Raw genomic sequence first — 16,249 nt, 5'->3', positions numbered from 1 at the left:
TGGACGGGTGCGGGTGAAGGCTGGCGAAAGCCGGCCGGATGACGGGCACGATGCCCGTACCCAGTACCCGGAAGCACGGCCCCGGGAACAAAAAAGTCGCGATGGAGCGCCGAAAGGCGTGCGCGCACCGAAGGTCGCTGTCGCAGGCAACCAACGGGACGCGCCACTGACGACAAAGTTGCGCCTTTCGGCGCTCTATCCTCCTCACATCAAAGGGGACCACCGGAAGGCCAACTTGCGCGGCGGCGCGGGACAGACGGCGCGTGCGCGCGTCGACCCCATTCATGACCGGGACTCGCACAGCGCGACCGGGCGCGCTGCGCATCCCAGAGTGGGTAGCCAGCAACCTCCGGACACGCTAAGCGGATGTCATCCCGCCGGTTCATCCTTCCAAACGTGTTGTCCCTTCCCGCATGAAATTCCTGCTTATTCCGCTCGGCCTTGTGGCGCTTGTCCCGCAGGCCCATGCCAGCGATGCCCGCTTCATGGCGGCCCTCGGCAAGCTCGATCCCAAGACCCGGCTGGAACAGGTCTGCGACTTCGAGGCGATGCGCCGGATCAGCAAGGGCGGCCCGCGCGTCGAGCGCGCCAAATCCGACGCGCTGATGCCGCCGCAGCATCTCGGCAATACGATGATCGCCAAGGGCGGCGCCTATCGCGCGGGCGGCAAATGGATGCAGGTCGCCTTCACCTGCAAGGCGACGCCGGACCACAAGACGGTGCTGGATTTCACCTACAAGACGGGAACGGTCATTCCGCCCGCCAAATGGCAGTCTTTGGGACTATGGAAATAGACTAGCCTGCCGGCGTCAGTGCTTGGGCTCGTTCTTGGTGAGCGCGCCGCTATGCGGATCGACATGGACCTCGAAGGTCCGGCCGTCCTTCACGACATCGGCTTCCCAATGGCCGTCGTCGGCCTCAAGCTCTCTGATCTCCGTGTAGCCCAAGCTGCGCAGCTTCTCGGTGACCTGCTGTGCGGTCATCCAGTCCTTGCCCGGGGTATCTGCGGAAGCCCATGAGGGCAGCGCGAAAACGAGCGCAACGGCGAGCAGCAGTGACTTCATGGCAAACCTCCCTGATTTGTCACGACAACTCCGGGATTGCCGCTTTGTTCGGCACAGGCCTTGGCTGCGGCCTCGCTGTTCACCCTGCCGCTAAAAGTTCCGGGATTTGCTTGACGTTAACGCCGGGCGGCGCTTGATGGCGGGATCGCGGCTGCCCGCTTGCGGCCCGAATCCGGTAGTATGTCGAGCGGGAACCCGGGTCTGCGGACCCTGCGATTGCGGTCGAGGCGCATGTCACAGAAGCCCAACTTGCCGAGATGGCGGATCGATCACTGGCGTGCCGAAAAGGGCACGCTGATGGTGCTCGCCGTGGCGCTGGGCCTCCTGATCGGCATCGTGGCGCCGGCCTCCGCGCAGTTCTTCGGTTTCGGCGGTCCGCAGCAACCTCCTCCACGTCCGCAGCGCAATGTGCCTCAAGGCGGCGGTGGCGGCTTCGGCTGGTTCGGCGGCGGCAATGACAGCCCGTTTTTCGCGCCGTTCCAACAACAACAGGCGCCGAAGCGGGCCGCTCCGCGCGAGGACTATTCACGCGCACCATCGCCGGAAAAACGCGACGCACCGGCCGAGCGCAACGTGCTGGTGCTCGGCGACAGCATGGCCGACTGGCTCGCTTACGGCCTCGAGGACGCCTATGCCGAACAGCCCGACATGGGCGTGATCCGCAAGCACAAGACCGTCTCCGGCCTGCTGCGCTATCAGCCGAAGGGCGATCCCGCCGATTGGGCCGCGGCGGCCAAGGGCATTCTTGCCACCGAGAAGCCCGATGCGATCGTCGTCATGCTCGGCCTCAATGACCGCGTCGCAATCCGCGAGCCCGACAAGGCGGCCGAGAAGAAGGGCGCCAAGAAGGACGAAAAGAAAGACAGCGCCGCGGAAGTGAAGCCCGGCGACAAGCCGGCGGAGCCGGAAGCTGACGATGCAGATATTCCCGATCCCGGTTCGATCGTGACCGAGCGCGGCGCGCGCACCGGCGGCATGGTCGATTTCCGCGACGAGCGCTGGGGCGAACTCTACTCGAAGAAGATCGAGGAGATGATCAATGTCGTGAAGGCGAAGGGCGTACCCGTGCTGTGGGTCGGCCTGCCGGCAGTGCGCGGCACCAAGGCGACCGCCGACATGCTCTATCTCGACAATCTCTATCGCGACGCCGCGACCAAGGCCGGCATCACCTACGTCGATATCTGGGACGGCTTTGTCGACGAAGCCGGCCGCTTCCTGCAGCAGGGCCCGGATTTCGAAGGCCAGATCCGCCGGCTGCGTGCGGCCGACGGCGTCTATTTCACCAAGGCCGGCGCCCGCAAGATGGCGCATTACGTCGAGCGCGAAATCACCCGTTTGCTCTCCGGCCGCTCCGCGCCGATCGCGCTGCCGAGCGAGCCTGCGACGCCGGACCTCAATGCCGTGCCTGGCGCGCCAGCGCCGCGTCCGCTGGCTGGCCCCATCGTGCCATTGGTCGCCTCCTCGGTCGGCACCGATCAACTGCTCGGCGGCCCCGGCGTGAAGCCGGTGAGTGTCGATGCACTGGTCGCGCGTGTATTGGTCAAAGGCGAGCCACTCGCCGCACCGGCCGGCCGCGCCGATGACTTCGCCTGGCCGCGCCGCGAGATCGGCCGCGAACAGGCCAAGGGCGATGTTCCCGTCGCGGCGGCCACACCTGCTACCTCAGGCACGAGCGGCGCTGCGACGACAGGACCGGATGGCATCGTTCCGGTGATGGCAGCGCCGGCCGCACCGAAGAAAAAGCCGAAGCCCGTCATCGCCACCGAAGCGCCGTCATCCTTCGGTAGTTTCTTTGGCTTCGACGATGCGCCGCGCCGCGCGCCCGTCCAGCAGGCGCCCCAGCGCCCCCGCCCGGCCCAGGCACCCGGCCCGCGCCCGCCCGCCAATGTCGGCCCCGCCGCCTCCGCCCCCTCCGGTTTCTTCACGCGCTAATCGCGCGAAAAATTCCGACGCGAAATTTCAGAGTCAAAAAAATCCCTCAGCCTTTGCGGGCTGAGGGATTTTCGCTTCTGGATATTTTCTTGGACGTTTTCTCAGATGCGACTGCTGACGCTTCTGCAGCGTCCGTTATGTCAGCCGCGATCTGCTATCAATAACCGAAACGGTTCGGACGACGGCGCGGCGGACGCGTCATCAGCATCGCCAGCGCAAAGCCGATACCGCCTGCGATCAGCAGCGAGCCCAGCGGATTGTCGCGGACCTTGTCGGTGATCGCCTGCGTGCCGTCGCGATAGACGTCGCTGTCGAGTGCATCCTTGGCATAGCTGGTGGCGGCGTCCGATGCGTCACGCACGGCGTCCTTGGCCTGGCCGTACAGGTTCTGCACGGTGCCCGTCGCTTCGCGCGCGCGGCCCGAGGCTTCAGTCCGCTCTTCGCCCGTGGCTCGGCCGATCACACCTTCAACCTTGCCAGCTGCATCCTTGGCTGCGCCCGCAATACGGTCCTTGTCCATGTCCATTACTCCGTGAGGAAATTCTCGCCGGTGTAATGCCTGAAGCCAGTACTGGTTCCGCCGCGATGCAGGCACCGTCAATTTAAAGGATCAAACCGCCATCGACGACCAGCGTATGACCGCAAACATAGGATGACAGCGGCGACGCAAGGAACAATGCGGCGCCGGCCATATCGGCAGGCGTGCCGAGGCGCTGCAGCGGGATCCTGGCAATCGCGCCTTCCAGCCGCTTCGGATTCGCTGTCGTGACCTTTGTCATCTTGGTGTCAACGAGCCCCGGCGCGATACCGTTGACACGGATGCCGTCTTCCGACCACGCCTGCGCCAATGTGCGCGTGAGGCCGACCGCGCCGGTCTTCGACGCATTGTAAGAGGGATTGCCCTTGGTGGCATGATAGGCCGCGGTGGAACTGACAATGATCAATCGGCCCTTGCTAGCCTTGAGCTGCGCATGAAACTTCGTCGCGCAGCCCATCAGGCTGATCAGATTGACTTCCATCACCTTGCGGAAGCCATCCATCTCGAACTCGCCGCGGCGATAGATCACAGCACCCTGCGCAAGGATCAGCACATCGACCCGATCGAGCTTCGGATCGAAGGCCTCGATGGCCGACGCGCTGCCAACATCGAGCTGGCTGTAGCCGAGGCCGTCGAGATCGGAACCTTCATCGATCGTGTAGTCGCTGGCCTTGGCGCGCGTACCGCACACATGCACGCGTGCGCCGCGCGCACGAAACGCCTGCGCCATGCCGTTGCCGATGCCGCTGGATCCGCCGACGATAAGCACCTGTTGGCCGCTGAAATCGAGTTCGTTCATCCCTGATTATCCTTCTTGATTTTATCGACGCATGTTTGACCGCGCCCGCGATCGGTGCAAGCCTTCAATCAAGCCTCATCATGAAGGCGCAAAATTCGGAGGATGCCTTGTCGGATTTCAAACAACTCAGCCGCTCGGTGCGCGGCCTCACAGTTCTCGTCACCGGCGCTGCAAGCGGCATGGGCCGCGCGACGGCGCGCGTGTTCGGCGACGAAGGCGCCAATGTTGCCGTCACGGATATTTCGGCGGACGGGATTGCCGCAGTGTCGGATGCGATCACATCAGGCGGCGGCAGCGCACACGCATGGACGCTCGACGTTGCCGATCCCGATCGCATCCGCACAGTGGTCAGCGACGTCGCCGCGCATTTCGGGAGTCTCGATATCATCGTCAACAATGCCGGCATCTCAGTTTCCACCGCGATCGACCAGGATGGCTATGACGCCGCGTGGGATCGCGCCATCGCGGTGATGCTGACCTCGCACCAGCGCATCATCCGCGCCGCATTGCCTCACTTGCGCAAATCGCCCTCGCCGCGGATCGTTAATATCGCGTCCACCGAAGCGCTCGGCGCCACCGCACTGCACAGTCCCTATTCCGCAGCAAAAGCCGGCGTCACCGGGCTTACGCGCTCGCTCGCAGTGGAACTCGGCCGCGACGGCATCGCTGTGAACTGTATCTGTCCCGGACCGATCACGACGGGGATCACCGAACGCATTAGCGACGAGCACAAACTGATCTTTGCCAAGCGCCGCACCGTGTTGCGCCGCTATGGCGATCCCGAAGAGGTCGCGCATATGACGCTAAGCCTGTGCCTGCCGGCCGCGTCCTATATCACAGGCGCGGCGATCCCGGTCGACGGCGGCCTCATGGCACGCAATGCCTGACGGCATTCACGCCGGTTGACTTCGCACCTTGCGGGCGTAGCATTTTTCTCAAGCGGCACGGCATCGCTGGAAGCCGCAATCGAATGGGTCAACCATTCCACACGGAGGAAATCTGCAATGCCCGTGACGATCCGCAAACTGCATCCCTTGTTCGTCGGCGAAGTGACCGGCGTCGACCTGACGAGGCCCATCAGCCCCGATGACGCCGCCGCCATCGAGCGCGGCATGGATAACTACGCTGTTCTGATATTCCCCACGCAGGATATCACCGACGAACAGCAACTCGCTTTCGCACAGAATTTCGGTGAGCGCGAGAATCGAAAAGGCGGCTCCGTCACCAAGAAGGAAGACTACCGGCTGACATCGGGTCTCGCCGACGTATCCAATCTCGGCAAGGACGGCAAGCCGCTGCCGAAAGACAGCCGGGCACACCTGTTCAATCTCGGCAACTGCCTGTGGCACTCCGACAGTTCCTTCCGGCCTATCCCCGCAAAATTCTCGCTACTGTCGGCGCGCGTGGTCAACCCGAAGGGTGGCAATACCGAATTCGCCGACATGCGCGCGGCCTATGATGCGCTCGACGGTGATGCCAAGGCCGAGATCGAGGACATGATCTGCGAACACTCGCTGATGACGTCGCGCGGCGCGCTCGGCTTTCTCGACTACACCGACGAAGAAAAAGAGATGTTCAAGCCGGTGCTGCAACGGCTGGTGCGCACGCATCCGGTGCATGGCCGGAAGTCGCTGTATCTGTCGTCGCATGCCGGCGCGATCCAGGGCATGTCGGTGCCCGAAGCCCGCGTGCTGCTGCACGATCTCAATGAGCATGCCACGCAGCCGCAATTCGTCTATGTCCACAAATGGACGCTGCATGATCTCGTGATGTGGGACAATCGCCAGACCATGCATCGCGTCCGCCGCTACGACCAGTCGCAGCCGCGCGACATGCGCCGGGCCACAGTCGCCGGCAATGCGCCGACGGTGGCGCAGCAGGCGGCGGAATAACCTGCCGTTCAAAGACAGGCGCGCCGCACGATGCGGCACGCCTGTGTGCGTTCTAGATCCGCTCGATCTTTGCCTTCTCCAGCACCTCGCTCCAGCGCTTCACGTCGGAGGCGAGGAGATCGATGACCTCCTTCGGCTGCGAGGCCTTAGCCTGGCTACCGAGCGACAGCAGCCGCTCCTTCACGCTCTCATCCTTGAGCAGTGTGACCGTCGCAGCGTTCAACTTTGCCACGACGTCGTCGGGAAGGCCGACCGGGCCAACGAGGCTGTACCAGCCCGGCGCGGCGTAGCCGGGAAAGCCCGCTTCGGCCACGGTGGGAATATCGGGGAAAGACGGGAAGCGTTCAGCCGTCGTCACCGCGAGTGCGCGGAACTTGCCGGCCTTGATCTGCTCGATCATCGAGATCGGCGGATCGACCATGAAGTCGATGCGCCCCGCGAGGACTTCGACAACGGCCTGAGCGCCGCCGCGAAACGGAATGTGCTGAAACTTCACGCCGGCCAACTGCCCGATCTGCTCGACGATCAGATGCGGGCCCGAGCCGACACCGGGCGTGCCGTAAGTGAGCGGCTTGTCCGGCTGCTTCTTTGCAGAAGCGATCAACTCGGCGAGATTCTTGAAGGGCGCGTCCGCATTACACGAGAACATGTAGGGCGCTTCGGAGACCTGGCAGATACCCTTGAGGTCATCGACCGGCTTGTAAGGCAGGCTCTTGTAGAAGGCCGACGACGCGCCATAGGTCGCGGTGATCAGCGAGATCGTGTAGCCGTCAGGCGCCGAGCGGGCGAGCTGCGCCCCGGCGAGCGTCGTGCCGGCGCCGGGCTTGGTTTCGACCACCACGGTCTGGCCGAGAATTTTCGACAGACCTTCGGCGAGCACACGCGAGGTTGCGTCGGTGCCGCCGCCCGGCGCGAAACCGTGCAGCAGGGTGATGGACCGTTCCGGCCACGCCGCTTTAGCCTGAAATGGAAGAAGGCTTGCCGACAACCCGGCCAGCAGCGTGCGCCTGTTCAACATCGATAGTCCCCAAGAATGCATCAAGGGGAGCAGCCTAACACGCATGCTGCACTGCGGTATAATGTTATGCGCTATGGCCCTCTGCGCAGGGCGCTTATCTCACCCGGAGCCGATCCAGCATCTCCGATGATGCAAACCCATCAGCAGGCGCGCCGACGGAGGCCTGGAAATTGCGCAAGGCTTCACGGGTCTGGCCGCCGAACTGGCCGTCCGGCGTGCCCTTGTAGAAGCCGCGCTGCGCCAGCAGCTGCTGCAGCTCAAGCCGTTCTGCGCGGGATAGCACGCGCTCCTGACGCGGCCATGGCTGCACGAAAGGCGGACCGCCGCGCAGGCGATCGGCAAAATGGCCGATAGCCATCGCATAGGCTTCAGCCGGGTTGTATTTCATGATGACGCGGAAATTCGTCAGCATCAGGAAGCCCGGCCCCTGCGAACCGGCGGGCGCGAGTAGATAGGCCTTTTCCGTCATGCGCGGAAACGGCTGGTTGTTGGCCCGCTTGAGGCCAAGCTGCTCCCATTGCGGCAGCGTCATCGCCTTGGCCTTGTCGGCCAGCATGTAGTTGAAGCCTTGTGGCACGACGACCTCGTAGCCCCAGGTCTGACCGCTCTGCCAGCCATCCTTTTTCAGGTTGTTGGCGGTCGAGAAGATCAGATCGGTCGGATTGTCCACCACGTCGCGGCGGCCGTCACCGTCGCCGTCCACCGCGAAGCGCTTGAACGCGGTCGGCATGAACTGGGTCGGGCCGAATGCGCCAGCCCAAGAGCCGCGCATCTGTTCAGGCCTCAGATCGCCGCGATGCAGGATTTCCAGAGCAACCAGAAACTCATCCTTGAAATAGGCCTGGCGGCGGCCGACGCAGGCTAGCGTCGCCGTCGAGCGCAGCACACTGCGATCGCCGATCATCGTCGAGTAGTTCGACTCGATGCCCCAGATCGACGCGACGATGTAGCGATCGACGCCATAGGCCTTCTCGGCCGCATCGAAAATGGTCTTGTACTGCGCCAGCACCTCGCGGCCCTTGGCCATTCGGTTGTCGTTCACCAGGATGTCGAGATAGTCCCAGATCGCCTTGGTGAATTCCGGCTGCGAATCCATCAGGTCCATGATTCGCAGATCCGGCGTCAGCCCGGCGGTGAAACGCTGATAGCTGTCCTGCGAGATGCCGCGGCGTGCGGCATCAGGCCACAGTCCGGCAATGCAGTTATCGAAATTACCAGCGGCCTCGCGGATTGCCTGTGCAGTCATCAGCGGATGGCCGGATGCGCCGTCCTCGCCGCTCCAGGGCTGCGCTCCGGGCGCGCCGGGCAGTGCCGCCTGTGGCGGCGGGTCCTGGGTCTGCGACGATCCGCTAAAGATATTGTCGAACAGGCTGAAAGGGCCGCTCTTGCTCTGCGCCTGCGCCGCCACGGGCAGGGCTGCCGTAAGCAAAACTGCGCCGAGCGCAGCTACACCGCATGTCAGGCTACGCGCCATCTTCTTCGCAGATTTCATCACTATCCATCTCGGGAATCTGACCGGAATTTGGTCATGACTGTGGCATGACAGGAGGCCCGGTGAGGGTTTCCATCAGCTTAACACTATTCCAGTTTTGCCTGGCTGGGCGGACGTGCCGCGCGGCAGAAAGGATAATTGCAGACATGTAGCCCGGCACCACACATCCGCCTTTGTTCCCGGTTGCAAACGGAACCAGCAGGCGCAATCTTCGTTGGCCTGCCTGCGTCGTTCCCCTCCAAGGTCATTGCAAAGTCCCCTGATGAAAATTCGCAAAGCCGTTTTTCCGGTCGCCGGCCTCGGCACCCGCGTCCTTCCCGCCACCAAGGCGATGCCGAAGGAAATGCTGACTATCGTCGATCGGCCGTTGATCCAATATGTGGTCGACGAAGCCCGCGAGGCCGGCATCGAGCATTTCATCTTCGTTACCGGCCGCAACAAGGGCATCATCGAAGATCACTTCGACCGCATGTTCGAGCTCGACGAGACACTCAAGAGCCGCAACAAGTCTGCCGAGATCGAACAGCTGGCGCTGTCCCAGCCTGCCGCCGGCGCAATGAGCTTCACGCGCCAGCAGGCGCCGCTCGGGCTTGGCCATGCTGTGTGGTGTGCCCGCGATATCGTCGGCAATGAGCCCTTCGCCGTGGTGCTGCCGGACGAACTGGTGCTGAATTCCCCGGGCTGCCTGAAGCAGATGGTCGATATCGCGGGAGCGCTTGGCGAAAAGTCCAACCTCGTTGCCGTCGAGGAAGTCCCGATGGACATGACGCATCAATACGGCATCTGCGGTGTCGGCGAGCGCCACCCAACTCACGAAGCCGCTTTCACCATCGACGGCATGGTCGAGAAACCCCCGAAGGGCACCGCGCCGTCCAACCTTTCGATTACCGGCCGCTACATCCTGCAGCCGGAGATATTCAAAATTTTGGAGACCCAGGAGCGCGGCGCGGGTGGCGAAATCCAGCTCACCGATGCGATGATCGGCCTCGCCAAGAGCCAGTCGTTCTACGGCGTGGAATTCGAAGGCGAGCGGCACGATTGCGGTTCGAAGTCGGGCTTCCTGCGCGCCAATATCGCGTTCGGCCTGCAACGCCCTGATCTGCGCGAAGGTCTGCGCGCCGAAATGCTGCGTTACCTCGGAGAGTAAGCGCTAGGCTGCAATCGCCTGATGCGCATCGCCTGCGATGACACACTGATTGCGGCCTGCGGCCTTCGCCGCATAGAGCGCCTTGTCGGCGGCCTCCACCAATCCCGTCCACTCCATCGTCACCAGCGGCTTCACGCTGGCGACGCCGACACTGACCGTGAGCATCGCAGGATCGGCCGGCACCTGCTCGACGCGGCGCCGAATGGTTTCGGCAACCTCATAGGCATCCTGCACGGTCGCACCGGGTAGCAGCACGGCGAACTCTTCCCCGCCATAGCGCGCGGCACAGTCGCCGGCGCGCTTCGCCGCTCCTGCGATGCAATTCGCGATCGCGATCAGGGCGGTGTCTCCGGATTGATGACCGAAGCTGTCGTTGAAAACCTTGAAATGGTCGGCGTCGATCAACAGCAGTGCCATCGGCCGTGAATGCCTGATGGCACGGCGCCATTCCAGCTCCATCGCCGCATCGAATTTGCGGCGATTGCGCAGTCCAGTGAGACCATCGGTCGTGGCCAGTTCTTCGAGCTTGTGCTCTGCGTGCGCGCGGCGGCCTATTTCGCGCGCCAGGAACAGTGTCACCGCGGTGATGAAGATAATCAGCGCCAGCATGATGCCGCCGATCTTGATCGCCTGCTGATACCACAGACTGTAGATGCCGGCCCACGGCCGGCCGACGATCACGAGCAACGGCCGACCGCTGTCGCGCCACACATAGAGGCGCTCGATCTGGTCAACGACACCGACGCCCGAATACGACCCGTTGGACCGGCTCAGCGCCCGCATCACGCCGGGGGTCTTGCTCAGATCCCTGCCGACCACGTCGAGATCGAACGGCGTACGCATGATGACGACGCCGTCGCGGCGGATCACTGTGATGTTGTCGTCCTTGTTCAGCCGCAAGCGGCCGAACAGATCATGAAAATAGGCGAACCGGATGGCACCCGCGACGACGCCGGCAAAATTGCCATCGACGTCGGTGATGCGGCGGCTCAGCACGACGGAATACGCGCCCCGGTGCAGCATCGGCTTGCTGACATAGAGCCCGCGCTCGCCGTCGAACTTGTGTACCTTGAAGAACTCTTCGTCGGCACTGCTCTGCTTGGCAGGATCGAGCGATGCCGCATCGATGATAAGATCGCCATGCGCATCGAACACCTGAATGGATGCGAACTGGCGCGCTGATGCCGCATTGTCGAACAGGATCAACTGGCGCATTTCCTTGCTGAGCTTGTCGATCTCGGGCGTATTGATGCCGGAAATGACAGCGCGCAACGACAGATCGTATTGTTCAACAGTTCGACCTATATCAGAATCGATGGAGGTGGCGAGGTTCTCGGCAGTCTGTCGCGCGAGCGCTTCCTCGCCGCGGCGCATATCGAGCATCACAGTGCCGCAAACGGCCGAAAAGCCAATGATCGTGACCAGCGACGACAGAATCAACAGCTTGGCCGATAACGGCCAGCGTCGAATTCCCGTGCTTGCATTCCCCGACTTCATCATGTGCTCCGTACCCCACGGATCGCACGTGAATGCTTGCCGAGCGCTTAAGTACCGGCTTTGGGTTCCACACGGCGTTAACGAACGGTTGCGGAAAATGCTCGGATGACGCACTTCCGATGTCGATTTACCGAAATCGCGCTGTAGCGCCTGATCGCGCGGGCGCGTATGACGTTTGCGAGACTATACCGAGGACAATTCCGTGCCTGACTACGACCTGCTCCGCGCCTACCTGGCCAGCCAGACCAAGGACGAATTCGTGCTGAGCATGGATGCGATCGAGGAGATCATCGACGACGCGCTGCCGCGCGCGTCGCACCGGGCCTCGTGGTGGGAAACCGAGCGCGCGCCCGATGAGCACATGCCGCAGCGTGAGGCCTGTATCGCAGCCGGCTTCATCGCCATCCGATTGCCCGATGGCTCCGGTGTGAAATTTCGCCGGAAGACGGCCAAGTTCATGCGGAAGTGGAATTAGGACGAGCGACGTGGCGCCCAGCGATTTTGACGGCTACCGCTGCAGTCTCACGCCCAGCATCACCACGGTCGAGGCCGTACTCGCGCCAAGGATGTTTGAATCCAGGATATCGCGGCGCACCTGCGCCTTGAGCTGGATTTCACGGTTCAGCTTGTAAACGAGATCACCCTGCAGCGAGTAGATCTTATCGAAGCGGAAGTTTTCCTGATAATCCTGCGTCACGTAAGTGAACTTGCCCGTGGCCGTCAGCCAGCGCCGGAAGTCGTGATTGACCTCGACCGTATAGGTGCGCGTGAGAATGCCGGGAACGCCGGGAACGGTCGTCTCGTCGATCGACGTGGTCGAGACGAATTTCGCGGTCGTCAGCGGTGTGGCCGTCCAGATCAGCGACGCTGACGTCAGCAGGCCCTTGAGAACCTCCAGCCGCGTATCCGTATAGCTGCGCGCTGCATAACCGATTGAGGCTTCGCCCGTCAGCAGACGCGTGAATTCAAACGTCGTGCCGGCCTTGATATAGCCGCCGCTGGAATCCCTGAGATAGCCGAAGCGATCCGCCCGATCGTCGTGCACGCGCACATCGCCTTGGACTTCGGCGAACGGCTTCAGACCCGGCAGCACTTCATAGGTGGCGCGGCCGACGCCGCCATACTGATTGAAATTACGGTCATTGTTGTTGGTCTGGGTGCCGTCGGTCAGTTTCGAATCCTGATAGACAGTGCGATCGACGAGACCATCGACCTTGATCTGAAGGCGGTTGAAGTCCTTCTCGACCCCGAGCGACCCACCAGTCGTCGTGAACAGCGGGAACTCCTTCAAGCCGGCCTGAATGTTCGGGCTGCCCGGATTATCCGCGCCGACGCGCATACGCATTTCGCTGTTAACGCGCAGGTCGCGGGCGACATCGAGACGACCGGCGATCTTGCCGTTGAATTCGGCGCGATCGACATTTTCGGGTGCCGGCGAAGTCTGGAATGGCGCTGCGGGAAACTGCTTCTCATAGCCGGTGAAGGATCCGCGCAGATCCACGATGATCGAGTGCCGCGTCCAGTCGGTTGCGGCCAGCAGCTCCGGCGCGACCTTGTAGAACGACGACCCCTTCGGCTGCACGAAACGCGCCGGATTGTTGTCGAAACCGCCATAGATTTCCACGGCTGACTTCACAAGAAAGCTGCCGACGCGCACGCCGGTCGGGGCATAGGGATCGGGATCAATCGGCAATCGCCGGCGCGGCGGCTGACCCACCACCGTGCCGGCAACCGATGGGGCGACGGGAGGCTTGGCGGCCTTGGCCGATGGCGGTGACGGCCGCGTTTCGGGCACCAGCGGCGGCGGCGGGCTGCCGGGGCCCACCGGCGGCTTCGGCTTCTTCGCGCCCGGATAATATTTGATCTGCTTGCGCTTGCGGTTGAGCGCATCGAATCCGGTGCCGGCGGCGCCCGATGCGGCGGGTATGGGTGGTGTGATGATCGACTGTGGCAGGCGATCCGGCGATAGCTGGCTGCTCTGCAGCGTTCCATTTGGCTGAAGCGGCGCATCCGTCGTCCGGCGCGTCGGCAGGTTCTGCGGTGACACGAAGCCGCCCGGGACCGGCGCCAGCAGGTCTGACGTCAATGCTTGCGAGAATGCCGGAGATGGCATGAGGAGGCTCAGGCACAGACATGCCGAAACCGCGCCGTTGGCCCAGGCGCGGTTGCAGCGGTCGCGTACTCGACCCATCCTCACGATCAGAAAAACTCCAACACTATCAAAAGCTTACAAAATCCACCAAGAGCGACGCCGGAGGCGCGCGCGACAACTCATGGTTAAGGGAGTTAAAACGCTTATGGTTAATGGCCCGTTGAGATCGCATCGGCGGGGTTTCGCCAGGCAGGCCCAGCCGTGCTAAGAGGACGGCGACACAGCCGGACAATTTACGGCCCCAGGATGCGATTGATGCCCCTCTCCAAGACACCCGGCCTTCCGACGAAAACGACGGCAGCGATGAGCGATCAAGCCATTGAAGCGATTGCCTCGGCGCTGCGGACGCTGGAGGCCGAAGCAAGCGGCGTCACTGCGCTGGCCACCGCACTGCAATCTGACCTCGGCCCGGCCTTCGTCGCGGCCGCTGAATTGATCCTCAAGGCCAAAGGCCGCCTGATCATCACGGGCCTCGGCAAGTCCGGCCATATTGGCCGCAAGATCGCCGCGACCTTCGCATCGACCGGTACGCCCGCCTTCTTCGTCCATGCCGCCGAAGCCAGCCATGGCGATCTCGGCATGATCACGCCCGACGACGTCATCATGGCGCTGTCGTGGTCCGGCGAGCAGCCGGAGATGAAGAACCTCATCACCTATGCCAAGCGCTTCAAGATCGCCGTGGTCGCGATCACCTCCGAAGCCACCTCGACGCTGGCCGAGGCCGCCGATGTCGCGCTGACGCTGCCGAAGGCGCGCGAGGCCTGCCCGCATAATCTCGCGCCCACGACGTCGTCGCTGATGATGCTGGCGATGGGCGACGCGCTGGCGATCGCGCTGCTGGAAGGCCGTGGCTTTACGTCGGTGGATTTCAGCGTGCTGCACCCCGGAGGCAAGCTCGGCGCAATGCTGAAATACACCCGCGACCTCATGCATTCGGGCGACGCCGTGCCGCTCAAGCCGCTCGGCACCAAGATGTCCGATGCGCTGGTGGAAATGTCCTCGAAGGGCTTTGGCTGCGTCGGCATCACCGATGGCAACGGCCATGTGGTCGGCATCGTCACCGACGGCGATCTCCGCCGTCACATGCGCGCCGACCTGATGACGGTCTCGGTCGATGAAGTCATGACCAAGAATCCCAAGACCATCAGCCGCGACCTGCTCGCCGGCGAGGCGCTGGAAATCCTCAACTCGTCGAAGATCACCGCACTGCTGGTGACGGATGCGCGAAAACCCGTCGGCATCGTGCATCTGCATGATCTGCTGCGGGCAGGCGTGGCGTAAGCCACGTTAGCTGGCAGTTCGCAGGAACCTTGCCGCATTCGCTTCGAGTGGCAATGCCAAGCCGTTCGCGATGTACGACACCGTACGATAGAATCCACACAGCAGGATGATCTCGAAGACTTTCGCGTCATCGTAGTGAGCGGCCAGCGTCTTGAACTCCTCATCGCTGAGCGTGGCGCGGTGATGCAGCGCATCGACTGCCGCAATCAGAGCTTGCTCTGCTGACGACCAGCATGTCGCTTGTGCGTCATCATCAACGGTCGCCCTCACCTCCGCTTCCGTCAGCTTCGCCGCGTCTGCAAAGGTCGCGACATGGACGCCCCATTCATATTCGCATCCGGTCAGTGCGCAGGTGCGATCTATGACAATCTCGCGCTCCCGCAGCGACAGCGGTCCGCGATCAAGCAGGCCAGCTGCACGAAATTTGCTCCATGCCCTCGGATGACCGGCGATCACGCGAAACAGCATCAGCGGCGGCGCCCCGCGCATGATCGCATCGAATTGCGTCTGAATGTCGGAAGCATAAGGCGGCTGCAGCGGCGCGATGCGTGACATGCCCAACTCCTGCGCTACAATAATCGTAGCGACATGCTACATATTTTGTAGCGCCCTGCAAGAGAGTCCTGCAAGAAAGTAATGTGATGGCAAAGTCCGTTTCCAAGCCGCCCAGACGCGGTGTGCGCGGCTCAACGACCGGCCGACCGATCATGGCGCTGCTCGACCTGCTGGGCCGGCGCTGGACGCTGCGCATTCTCTGGGAGTTGCGTGAGCGCTCCCTGACCTCGCGGGCGCTGCGCGAGGCTTGCGACGACGCCTCCCCTACCGTTCTCCAGGCACGCCTGAGCGATCTCAGAGACGCGGGTCTGATCGCGCTGCAGCCGGACGGCTATGGGCTGACGGATACAGGCCGGGAGTTGCAGGACACCTTCCTGCCACTGCATCACTTTGCGGAGCGGTGGAGCAAATCGCTGGCGGCTGACTGATCAGGCCACGTCCACCGTCAGACTGGCCCCATCCGCCTTCACGATCTTTACCCGCGTCCCGGCCGGCGTATCCGGGCCACTGACGCGCCAGACCGTATCGTCGATGCGTACGATGCCCTCACCGTCCACGATCGGCCGATCCAGCGTGCAGACACGGCCGACCAGCGCATCGGAGCGCTTGTTGAGGAACGGATTCGGATTGGCGCCGGGCTTCTGACGCGCGATCCGCCGCCACAGCGGAACGGCGGCAACGGCGAACAATCCGAACAGCAGGATCTGCACCTGCCAGGACGGCGTGACGATGAAGGACAGCACGCCGACCAGGAATGCGGACAGCCCGAGCCAGAACATAAAAACGCCGGGCGCCAGCAGCTCCAGCGCCATCAGTAGCACGCCGAAGATCAGCCAGTTCCAGCTCCCCAAAGTGACAAACATTTCGGCCATTGCGAAATCC

17 protein-coding genes are annotated in these 16,249 nt (G+C 63.0%); 8 read left to right on the top strand and 9 right to left on the bottom strand.

Annotated elements, in window-relative coordinates; genetic code table 11:
• Window positions 1-413: 413 nt before the first annotated feature.
• Window positions 414-794 carry a DUF930 domain-containing protein gene (locus tag HP556_RS16440; protein WP_120287194.1) on the top strand — a complete coding sequence of 127 codons (381 nt, stop codon included), beginning with the start codon at window positions 414-416 and terminating at the stop codon, window positions 792-794.
• A gap of 15 nt (window positions 795-809) precedes the next feature.
• On the opposite strand, the gene HP556_RS16435 is transcribed toward HP556_RS16440, so the two are convergent.
• On the bottom strand, window positions 810-1,064 hold the full coding sequence (locus tag HP556_RS16435; RefSeq protein ID WP_093757199.1) for a PepSY domain-containing protein: 255 nt from the start codon (window positions 1,062-1,064) through the stop codon (window positions 810-812).
• Window positions 1,065-1,295: 231 nt separating this feature from the next.
• On the opposite strand from HP556_RS16435, the gene HP556_RS16430 reads away from it, so the two are divergent.
• A complete protein-coding gene (locus HP556_RS16430; protein ID WP_175367772.1) occupies window positions 1,296-2,996 on the top strand; it encodes an SGNH/GDSL hydrolase family protein in 1,701 nt (566 codons plus the stop codon).
• 157 nt (window positions 2,997-3,153) lie between these two features.
• Here the strand turns inward: HP556_RS16430 and HP556_RS16425 are convergent, their stop codons facing one another.
• Window positions 3,154-3,516 (bottom strand): CsbD family protein, encoded by a 363-nt coding sequence (locus tag HP556_RS16425; RefSeq protein ID WP_175367771.1) that lies wholly within the window; start codon window positions 3,514-3,516, stop codon window positions 3,154-3,156.
• A gap of 82 nt (window positions 3,517-3,598) precedes the next feature.
• Window positions 3,599-4,333, bottom strand: coding sequence for an SDR family NAD(P)-dependent oxidoreductase (locus HP556_RS16420; protein WP_175367770.1), 735 nt, complete (start codon window positions 4,331-4,333; stop codon window positions 3,599-3,601).
• Window positions 4,334-4,440: 107 nt separating this feature from the next.
• On the opposite strand from HP556_RS16420, the gene HP556_RS16415 reads away from it, so the two are divergent.
• Together HP556_RS16415 and HP556_RS16410 are read left to right on the top strand one after the other, a co-directional pair.
• Window positions 4,441-5,220: an SDR family NAD(P)-dependent oxidoreductase gene (locus HP556_RS16415; RefSeq protein WP_175367769.1), complete on the top strand. Its 780-nt coding sequence runs from the start codon at window positions 4,441-4,443 to the stop codon at window positions 5,218-5,220.
• A gap of 117 nt (window positions 5,221-5,337) precedes the next feature.
• On the top strand, window positions 5,338-6,225 hold the full coding sequence (locus HP556_RS16410; RefSeq protein ID WP_175367768.1) for a TauD/TfdA dioxygenase family protein: 888 nt from the start codon (window positions 5,338-5,340) through the stop codon (window positions 6,223-6,225).
• A 52-nt stretch (window positions 6,226-6,277) separates the two neighbouring features.
• Here the strand turns inward: HP556_RS16410 and HP556_RS16405 are convergent, their stop codons facing one another.
• Together HP556_RS16405 and HP556_RS16400 are read right to left on the bottom strand one after the other, a co-directional pair.
• On the bottom strand, window positions 6,278-7,243 hold the full coding sequence (locus HP556_RS16405; protein WP_115032964.1) for a Bug family tripartite tricarboxylate transporter substrate binding protein: 966 nt from the start codon (window positions 7,241-7,243) through the stop codon (window positions 6,278-6,280).
• A 94-nt stretch (window positions 7,244-7,337) separates the two neighbouring features.
• Complete coding sequence (locus HP556_RS16400; protein ID WP_175367767.1) at window positions 7,338-8,735, bottom strand: lytic murein transglycosylase; 1,398 nt, start codon at window positions 8,733-8,735, stop codon at window positions 7,338-7,340.
• A 262-nt stretch (window positions 8,736-8,997) separates the two neighbouring features.
• On the opposite strand from HP556_RS16400, the gene HP556_RS16395 reads away from it, so the two are divergent.
• Window positions 8,998-9,882, top strand: coding sequence for a UTP--glucose-1-phosphate uridylyltransferase (locus HP556_RS16395; protein ID WP_068728967.1), 885 nt, complete (start codon window positions 8,998-9,000; stop codon window positions 9,880-9,882).
• A gap of 3 nt (window positions 9,883-9,885) precedes the next feature.
• Here the strand turns inward: HP556_RS16395 and HP556_RS16390 are convergent, their stop codons facing one another.
• Window positions 9,886-11,382, bottom strand: coding sequence for a sensor domain-containing diguanylate cyclase (locus HP556_RS16390; protein WP_175367766.1), 1,497 nt, complete (start codon window positions 11,380-11,382; stop codon window positions 9,886-9,888).
• Between the two features lie 199 nt (window positions 11,383-11,581).
• On the opposite strand from HP556_RS16390, the gene HP556_RS16385 reads away from it, so the two are divergent.
• Window positions 11,582-11,854 carry a hypothetical protein gene (locus HP556_RS16385; RefSeq protein ID WP_089266229.1) on the top strand — a complete coding sequence of 91 codons (273 nt, stop codon included), beginning with the start codon at window positions 11,582-11,584 and terminating at the stop codon, window positions 11,852-11,854.
• A gap of 33 nt (window positions 11,855-11,887) precedes the next feature.
• Here the strand turns inward: HP556_RS16385 and HP556_RS16380 are convergent, their stop codons facing one another.
• Window positions 11,888-13,492 carry an outer membrane beta-barrel protein gene (locus HP556_RS16380; protein ID WP_246297770.1) on the bottom strand — a complete coding sequence of 535 codons (1,605 nt, stop codon included), beginning with the start codon at window positions 13,490-13,492 and terminating at the stop codon, window positions 11,888-11,890.
• A gap of 342 nt (window positions 13,493-13,834) precedes the next feature.
• On the opposite strand from HP556_RS16380, the gene HP556_RS16375 reads away from it, so the two are divergent.
• On the top strand, window positions 13,835-14,812 hold the full coding sequence (locus tag HP556_RS16375; protein ID WP_420878675.1) for a KpsF/GutQ family sugar-phosphate isomerase: 978 nt from the start codon (window positions 13,835-13,837) through the stop codon (window positions 14,810-14,812).
• Window positions 14,813-14,818: 6 nt separating this feature from the next.
• Here HP556_RS16375 and HP556_RS16370 read toward each other — a convergent pair whose 3' ends face one another.
• Window positions 14,819-15,367: a carboxymuconolactone decarboxylase family protein gene (locus HP556_RS16370; protein WP_175367763.1), complete on the bottom strand. Its 549-nt coding sequence runs from the start codon at window positions 15,365-15,367 to the stop codon at window positions 14,819-14,821.
• A gap of 86 nt (window positions 15,368-15,453) precedes the next feature.
• Here HP556_RS16370 and HP556_RS16365 point away from each other — a divergent pair, with 86 nt between their 5' ends.
• Window positions 15,454-15,795 carry a winged helix-turn-helix transcriptional regulator gene (locus HP556_RS16365; protein ID WP_115032956.1) on the top strand — a complete coding sequence of 114 codons (342 nt, stop codon included), beginning with the start codon at window positions 15,454-15,456 and terminating at the stop codon, window positions 15,793-15,795.
• Here the strand turns inward: HP556_RS16365 and HP556_RS16360 are convergent, their stop codons facing one another.
• Window positions 15,796-16,239, bottom strand: a complete 444-nt coding sequence (locus tag HP556_RS16360; RefSeq protein ID WP_175367762.1) for an NfeD family protein — start codon at window positions 16,237-16,239, stop codon at window positions 15,796-15,798.
• Window positions 16,240-16,249: the final 10 nt, after the last annotated feature.

The organism is Tardiphaga robiniae (genome assembly GCF_013359755.1).
In the GTDB taxonomy this organism is placed as follows: domain Bacteria; phylum Pseudomonadota; class Alphaproteobacteria; order Rhizobiales; family Xanthobacteraceae; genus Tardiphaga; species Tardiphaga robiniae.
Note: the sequence above shows the minus strand (reverse complement) of the source record. Positions and strands in the feature narration are given on the sequence as shown.